The 6,837-nt window shown below is 56.5% G+C and carries 7 protein-coding genes; 2 read left to right on the top strand and 5 right to left on the bottom strand.

The window, feature by feature from the left end; translation table 11 throughout:
* Positions 1–286 precede the first annotated feature (286 nt).
* Positions 287–541, top strand: coding sequence for a helix-turn-helix domain-containing protein (locus K8U03_25315; GenBank protein MCE9608218.1), 255 nt, complete (start codon positions 287–289; stop codon positions 539–541).
* Between the two features lie 139 nt (positions 542–680).
* Complete coding sequence (locus K8U03_25310; GenBank protein ID MCE9608217.1) at positions 681–1,859, top strand: hypothetical protein; 1,179 nt, start codon at positions 681–683, stop codon at positions 1,857–1,859.
* A gap of 18 nt (positions 1,860–1,877) precedes the next feature.
* Here K8U03_25310 and K8U03_25305 read toward each other — a convergent pair whose 3' ends face one another.
* The 5 genes from K8U03_25305 to K8U03_25285 all read right to left on the bottom strand — a co-directional run bounded on the left by K8U03_25305 (position 1,878) and on the right by K8U03_25285 (position 6,775).
* Entirely contained in the window at positions 1,878–2,300 is a 423-nt protein-coding gene (locus K8U03_25305) for a hypothetical protein (GenBank protein MCE9608216.1), read from the bottom strand.
* A 100-nt stretch (positions 2,301–2,400) separates the two neighbouring features.
* Positions 2,401–3,069, bottom strand: a complete 669-nt coding sequence (locus tag K8U03_25300) for a hypothetical protein (GenBank protein ID MCE9608215.1) — start codon at positions 3,067–3,069, stop codon at positions 2,401–2,403.
* Positions 3,070–3,237: 168 nt separating this feature from the next.
* Complete coding sequence (locus K8U03_25295; GenBank protein MCE9608214.1) at positions 3,238–3,663, bottom strand: hypothetical protein; 426 nt, start codon at positions 3,661–3,663, stop codon at positions 3,238–3,240.
* Positions 3,660–6,320 (bottom strand): N-6 DNA methylase, encoded by a 2,661-nt coding sequence (locus K8U03_25290; GenBank protein ID MCE9608213.1) that lies wholly within the window; start codon positions 6,318–6,320, stop codon positions 3,660–3,662. The genes K8U03_25295 and K8U03_25290 overlap by 4 nt, the downstream gene beginning before the upstream one ends.
* Before the next feature lie 236 nt (positions 6,321–6,556).
* On the bottom strand, positions 6,557–6,775 hold the full coding sequence (locus K8U03_25285) for a DUF1778 domain-containing protein (protein ID MCE9608212.1): 219 nt from the start codon (positions 6,773–6,775) through the stop codon (positions 6,557–6,559).
* Between the last annotated feature and the right edge of the window lie 62 nt (positions 6,776–6,837).

Genomic DNA, 6,837 nt, shown 5'->3' with positions numbered 1-6,837 from the left:
ACCCGCCGAAACGCACGTCGCTTCGAACGGTAAAGCTTGCGACATCGATGACCTCCTGATAGTCATCCATACGCAAACCAATACGATCCTGTTTAGCTAGCAAACCAAGTTTTGAAACGCCCTCTAATTACTATCGAATAGCTGGACGAACCTGAACATGCCGGTGTTCCTTCGGAAGAATTTCTTCCGACATCGGTAAAGACCGAATCTCAACTCACTTCTTATTTCAGTTGAGACGTCTGCGGTTCGCCGGCCTACGAGTGAAAGATTTCCGAGGAACTGAACCATGCGAATCAAATCCGCCTACACGACCGGTGAAGCGGCGCATATTTGCAACTTGAGCCAGACCACGATCATTCGCCTGTTCGATTCCGGCGCACTCAAAGGGTATCGAGTACCAGGCAGCAGATTTCGTCGCATCCCGCATGAAGAGCTCGAGCGCTTTCTGATCGATCACGCCTTGCCGAACACGCTTGCTCAAACTACGGAAACTCAACTTCCCGGCACGGACGACCTGCAAGCAAAACCGCACCCACGGTAAGCAGTCACGGATCTTTCCGGCTGCAACGGCAGACGCGCGGCGATCATTCAGCCGCGCCCGATCTCAAGCGATTGGGATGCCGCGAGGGTTGCGATATAATGAGAACCCGGCTTCCCTAAAACGGTTCGGAGTTCCCGCGATGCGACCGTACTACGCGACTTTACTCGTTCTCGCCTTCTGCTCGACCGCCTCTTCGGCATTTGCCGACGGCGCCGATATCCGGCCCGAGCCGGGTGGCAAGCGGTTGCTGTTCATCGACGGCGATGACATCCGCTCCGAGCCGGGGGGCAAACGCCTCCTCTTCATCGACGATAACGTGCTCCGCGACGCGCCGGGCGGTAAGGCACTCCTCTACTTCGACGACGACGACGTCCGCAACGAGTTCGGCGGCTATCGCATCTTGATGGTCGACGACTACGATTTGCGTCGTAAGCCGGGGGCGAAGTCGCTCCTCTATCTCGATGGCGACGACATTCGCGACTCGTTCGGCGGCAAGCGGTTGCTGTTCGTCGACGGCAAGGTCGACAAGAAGCAACTCCTGGCGGCCCTCTATGTGTTGATGCCCGACCTCTTCAAGCTCACGCCGGAAGAGATCGCGACATTGAAGGGGGCGATGGCCGCGGCCCGAGCCGAAGGGGAAGCGGCGATGAGCACCGTATTGCTCGGCAAGTTCGACGTGTTGAACTCCAGCGTCCCGGGGTGGGGCGGAGGGGTCGTCACGACCATGGCCGGTAAAGACGGCTTCCACTATCTCGACATGAAGCTCAAGGGGGCGGAGCTCCTGGGGATCGGCGTGAAGGGAACCGGCGGAGCGGCGGGCGAGCTATGGATCGCGTTCGCGCCGGAAGGAAGCGTGGCCCTGGCGGTGTATGACATCGACGGCGGGAAACTAACCGGCAAATGGGTGCCGATCAACGCCGCGAAAGACGGCCAGGAAACGCTCGGCAACGAAACGCTCGAAGGCCCTGCTTCGCTCAGCGGCGAGTTTAAGATCGTCGCAGCGCAGGCCCCGAACGCCGGCGCAAAATACGCGGGCACCGTGACGCTCAAGCCGTACAAACCGGTCGGCGGCAACGAATCGGACCTGTTCGACCTCTACCAGATCACCTGGAACTTCGGCGCGACGAAGATCCCCGGTGTCGCCGCGAAGATCAAGACCGGCGAAGGGAATTCGGTGCTGATCGCGGCGTCGGGCACGAAAGGCGACTTCGCAGTCGGCCACATCGGCCTCGCCAGCGCCACACTCGCCAAGGGAATCGACTTCGTAACGAACAAAGGAAAGCCGGGCTACTTGGTTTGGACGAAGCAGAACGAGTAAGTGAGCGGGGCGCCGCTACTAGTGGGCGTCTTGATCGAGTGAAGTGCGCACGCTGAGGTCGGGATCGATGTCGACCCGTAGATCGCACCCGACATCGATGCTTTTCGATAGCGTCGTCGTTCGTTCTCGCTGACCCTCGATCACACAAATCGACCTAAGCGTCGCATCGCGGCGTTCCGAATACAGATAGCTTCCGAAGATCGCGTCTGCTCTCACACCATCGATGCGGATCGCGCGATCGGGCACACCGTCGAACGTGAGGATGATCGAAAGCGATTTGCCGGTGCCGTTGCTGACCGAGATGCTCCAGATGCGCAGATAGTTATCGAAGACGGACATTGCGAGGAACGGCGACAATAACAGCAGGAAAAACACCCCGCTGCAACCGAGGATCCACAACGGCCCTTTGTCGACTCGTCGAGCCGTTCGAGTATTCGTCATTTGATTGCGGACCCTGGCGACGATTCGGTTCTGCGAGGGCTGCCCCTCATCCGCCCTTCGGGCACCTTCTCCCGGCAGGAGAAGGGTTACTGCACGGCCCTTACTTCTTCGTCCCCCACAGCTTCACGTTGTCCCAGTCGCCGATGTCGTCGAACGAGCCGAGGCCGACTTGGCCCCAGGTGAACTTCTTGTCCACGGCCGTCATGACCGGGGCTTGCATGTCGTCGAAGAAGATTTTGATGTCGCCGGAAGCGGCATTGCGCTCGATCTTCACATGATGCCAAGCGTCGTCCCAGTTCGTACCGTCGGTCGTCTTCGTCGAGATTTTCAAGCGAGCCGCACCATCGACGATAAAGATCTGGTTCGCATGGTCGTCCATCTTCTTTCCGAAATGGACATAATAGAAATGCGCCGGATCTTGATAGCCGAACACCATGATCATCGACCGGTGCGGGTAGTCGGCCTTCGTCGATAAGACATCGGCCTCGAGCCGGAAGTCGGTCACGGCGACGTCGTCGACCAGCGAGATATTCACCGGGCTACGAAACGGCGGCTTGTAGTTGCTCTGCTGAAACAAGCTGTAAGCCTTGCCCGACTTCCCATCGACGAGCTTCCAAGCCGCGGCGTCGGTCGGCTTCCAACGCTTCGCAAGCTGCTCCGAGCCTTGCTCGAAGTCGTCTTCGAAAACGAGCGGGAGTTCTGCCGAGGCCGCGCCGACGAATAAAAGCGGAACGAGTAGTGCGGCGACTAGGGAAATGCGATGCGGCATTTTTGAGTTCGTGGTTCTTTGTTCTTGGTTCGTAGTTCGTGGTGGAAGGGGTTGCGATGGCCCCTCATCCGCCGGCTGCGCCGCCACCTTCTCCCGGCGGGAGCTTTGCACATAAAAGCCCTCCTGCACAAGAAGTCGGGAGGCTGCACAAAAAGGAGTCGGTAGTGGCTACCGCTTGGGCCGTCGCATAATCGATACGACAGCCCCGTAAAGGCCGCCGCCGATGCAGTCAAGGTTCACGTGACGGATATCAATTCCAGCGCCCATTTTGCTGGTCCAGCGACCGTCATCTAGCTGCCGAGCGGCATGCTCGTATTCGTTGTGGGTGCCGTAAAACGCGATCTTCTCAAAGCCGGACTCCAGGTCGGCTGATTCGCAGGACTCGTAACCGAGCCCTGCGAAGACGAGAGAAAGGTTTTCGATTGTGGGGTCAAGCGGGACGCCAGAAGGCCAGACGCCATCCACTGATGGCTCCCACCATTCATTGTGCACTCCGGCGGCCCAGGCAATGCAGTTGTAGAATTCGTTCTCCGGACTCGTCGGCTCGAATTCGTTCGGCTTGAGATTTGGAAACTCGCTTACAGGCAAGCTCACCAGATGTACCCCTGTTCTTTGCCCCAGTTAACCCATGATGTTGCCATTTGATCAAGCTTCCCGCGAGCAGACTCCGGCACAGGGTCCGTTCCGGTAATCGCTCTCAGCGCCCACGACCAATGCGACGGCCGAAGTTCCATTTCCCTGAGAAGAAGAGGAACGACAGCCTCGCCCATTCCGATAATTTGCTGATACGCGGGATGAACGACGAGCTTTGCAACGGTTGACTTATGCCCGCGCCCACGTCGCCATTCGTCCGCGAGACCTTTAAATCGTGCTGATGCATCCTCAAGTCCGCTCAGGCCATGCAAAGTTACGCTGACGATCGGCCGCAGTGATCTTAATTTAGTCGCCACCCACTCCCGCAATTCTGCGGTGCGCGGAAAGGCAATCTTTGATACCCGAGTCGGCGTGATTTTTCTACCGTAATTAAACCGCCATTTTTCCAGCCGAACCATTGCTGCCGCGATATACAAATCAATCTGGTCCGTTCCATTTTTCGGCATTAACAGCAAGCAGTCCGAAGTAACCCCGCACGGCCACTCCTGAACAAACGCTTCGCCGATGCTTCCAGTTTTCGGAACGGTAACAAAGGACGGGGCGATTGCGTTGGCTACCTGCGAGAATTCGAAAAATCCGTAGCATCCGTTATTGGACCCTGCTGATGAGATGATCGGCACCGCACCGGGAAGCAAGTTTCTCTTGCTTTCCAGCGCGCCTTGGCCGTAGTAGATGTCAAACATCTCACCGATCGTGCCAGCTGCCGGCGCGGGCGTATCAGCCTTTTTGTTTGACTCCTTCGTCTTTTTCGCCTTCTTCTTCTTGATTAGTTCCGCATACGACTTAGGTGCCACTTCTCCGCTGCTGATCAAAGCTCTAAATGCGCTTAATTGCGGGGCAAATGTTGCATGGAATGCTGCTTGACTACGGATTACGACGTCAACCTCCGATTGGATCATCTCCGGCGTTTGCGAAATGCCTTCGATATAATTTCCCGGAGACCACTCGGTGCCGTCCACAGATCCCCAAACGCAAAATCCCGCAATGGACTTATTCTTTCGGTAGGCGTCCATGGCTTCCGACAACTGCTCACCCGCACGCTCTAGACGAACGTTTTTTTGCAGGCGGTAGCCGTCATTGGTTATCCGACAGAAAAAGGTCGGCCGTTTCGCGTTGTGTGGGACTCCTTTCTCTAAGATGAGAATTGCAGTCGTGGCGGCCGCGTACGGCTGAAAAAGTTCGCCCGGAAGCGTCATTACCGCACGTAACGAGTTCCCCGCGAGCGTCTTCTTCCGCCATTTCCGCTTCGATGGCTTTACTAAGAGCGATTCGGGAACGATCATCGCTAGCGTTCCCCGGGCATCCAGCGCCTCTAGGGCTCGATCAACGAACCGCTCTGAAGGTTCGTCGGTTTTCTTGTGCGGAAACGGCGGATTTCCCACAACGACATTGGCTTTGCCGGTCGGATAACTGGGATGACTGAAGCAATCACCCTTGTAGATTCCGGTCGTGCCATCGCCACGAAGAATCATGTTTGCGACGCACAGCGCAGCAGTGATCGGCTCGCTTTCAAAACCGGCAAGATGCCCGCGAACAAGGTCGCTTATTTGATCATGGGTAAGGTGGCGATCGCCCATCATTTTATAGAGAGCGGCGATTAGGAACCCACCCGTACCGCACGTCGGATCGACCACGACGTCGTTCTTATTTACCTCGCATAGATCAACGACAAATCGAGTAACGTGCCGCGGCGTAAAGAACTGCCCGATCGTATTTCCGCCGGTGAATCGGAAAAACGTTTCATAGAGCTGGCCGAGATAGTCGTGCTCTGCCGTGAGCGTCGTAACGTTAAGCAGTCGGAGGATGTAGCAAATACGAGGGGCCTTAACGGCCAGCTTTTCATTGGCCTCCGGGACCAAAATGCTTTCGGCTAGCTCGATCTTTCCGGAACGAATGAACGCCTTTTTGCAGGCGCTATTGATATCCGTAAGGATATGCTCGGGATGCATGCGAATCTGCCCCTTGGATTGCCAAAGAGCCAGCATGAATGCGCCGGTTACTGCAGGCCGGTATTCGTCCTTGATCTTGCACTCTCGAAGAATGCGATTGATCTCGTCCGCTCGCCTTGCCAGGACCTCGCCGGATGGAATGCGGGGCTGGAGATCATACAGTTCATCGTTTGTTAATAGGCGGTTCGTCTCCTCCGGCGTCGGCAACCACTGAATCGGATGCTCGCGATACTCAATCGGTCGCCACTTTCGGAAGGATCGCTTGCTTACCTGAACGGCGATATTCGAATGGTCGTTCCCGGCGATGCCGGCAGCCAGCACCCTCATTCCGTGGTCGGTGAAGGCTTCGCCGTAAAAGTTGCACGCCTCATGAACGGCGGTGTCGATCGAATCCTCGGAAGCCTTTGCCTCGCCGACTATAAGCGGCATCGGATTCGAGTCAGCGGTTACGACTAAGAAATCCGGGTAGCCGTCGCCCCCTCGGCCCTTCTTGCCTCGGCCTGACAGTGCTTCCAGAAGATGTGGGTAATCTCGGTACTCGTTTTTCCAGAGCAAGTTCCCTTTTGGTGGGCGCGAAAGATTCCACCCGCGAATCTCTAAAAGTTCGCGAGCCACGCCTTCGGTTCGTGTTTCCGATGATTTGGCCATTTATCAAGCCGAGGTCAGTGCAATCGTTGCAGTGCGAGAAAAGGTGCGGAACTGTATCAAAAACCGACTTCTATAGAAGAGCGGATTGCCGCGCATTAGTTCGGCGAACCGCTAGCATTCGTTCATTGTCATTGAAACCATGGAAACAGTGCCAAGTCAATTCGTCGCTTCTTAATATCCGACTCGCGCACGCCGCGGTCTGGCAAGTGGTCGCGCGTCCTGCCAGCTGAACGGCCTTAGCCCTTCCGTCTCGCAGCCCGCAGTATCACTTCGCGAATGAAGTCGGAGACTGTCTTCCCTTCTGCTTGCGCGGCATTCTCGACGAGTGCCCACGACTCGTCGTCCATTCTGAAATAGCGCTTCGGCGTCGTTCCCGTCGCCGGTCTTCCACGTTTAGGCTTGGGTTCTTTTGAACTCATGCCGGACACTTTACGTCCACCCAAATAAAATGTCAACGCGACCTGTTATTTGGGTGGACAAATAACATTAGGTCATTAGAATACGCAAGCCAAACGAA

It is taken from the genome of Planctomycetia bacterium, from assembly GCA_021413845.1.
GTDB lineage: Bacteria > Planctomycetota > Planctomycetia > Pirellulales > PNKZ01 > PNKZ01.
This window is presented reverse-complemented; position numbering and strand designations above follow the sequence as displayed.

What these genes read in the sequence shown, in the direction of transcription:
- K8U03_25305 (MCE9608216.1), bottom strand. Translation starts at nt 2,300, where the DNA reads ATGACGAATACTCGAACGGCTCGACGAGTCGACAAAGGGCCGTTGTGG.
- K8U03_25300 (MCE9608215.1), bottom strand. Translation starts at nt 3,069, where the DNA reads ATGCCGCATCGCATTTCCCTAGTCGCCGCACTACTCGTTCCGCTTTTA.
- K8U03_25315 (MCE9608218.1), top strand. Translation starts at nt 287, where the DNA reads ATGCGAATCAAATCCGCCTACACGACCGGTGAAGCGGCGCATATTTGC.
- K8U03_25290 (MCE9608213.1), bottom strand. Translation starts at nt 6,320, where the DNA reads ATGGCCAAATCATCGGAAACACGAACCGAAGGCGTGGCTCGCGAACTT.
- K8U03_25310 (MCE9608217.1), top strand. Translation starts at nt 681, where the DNA reads ATGCGACCGTACTACGCGACTTTACTCGTTCTCGCCTTCTGCTCGACC.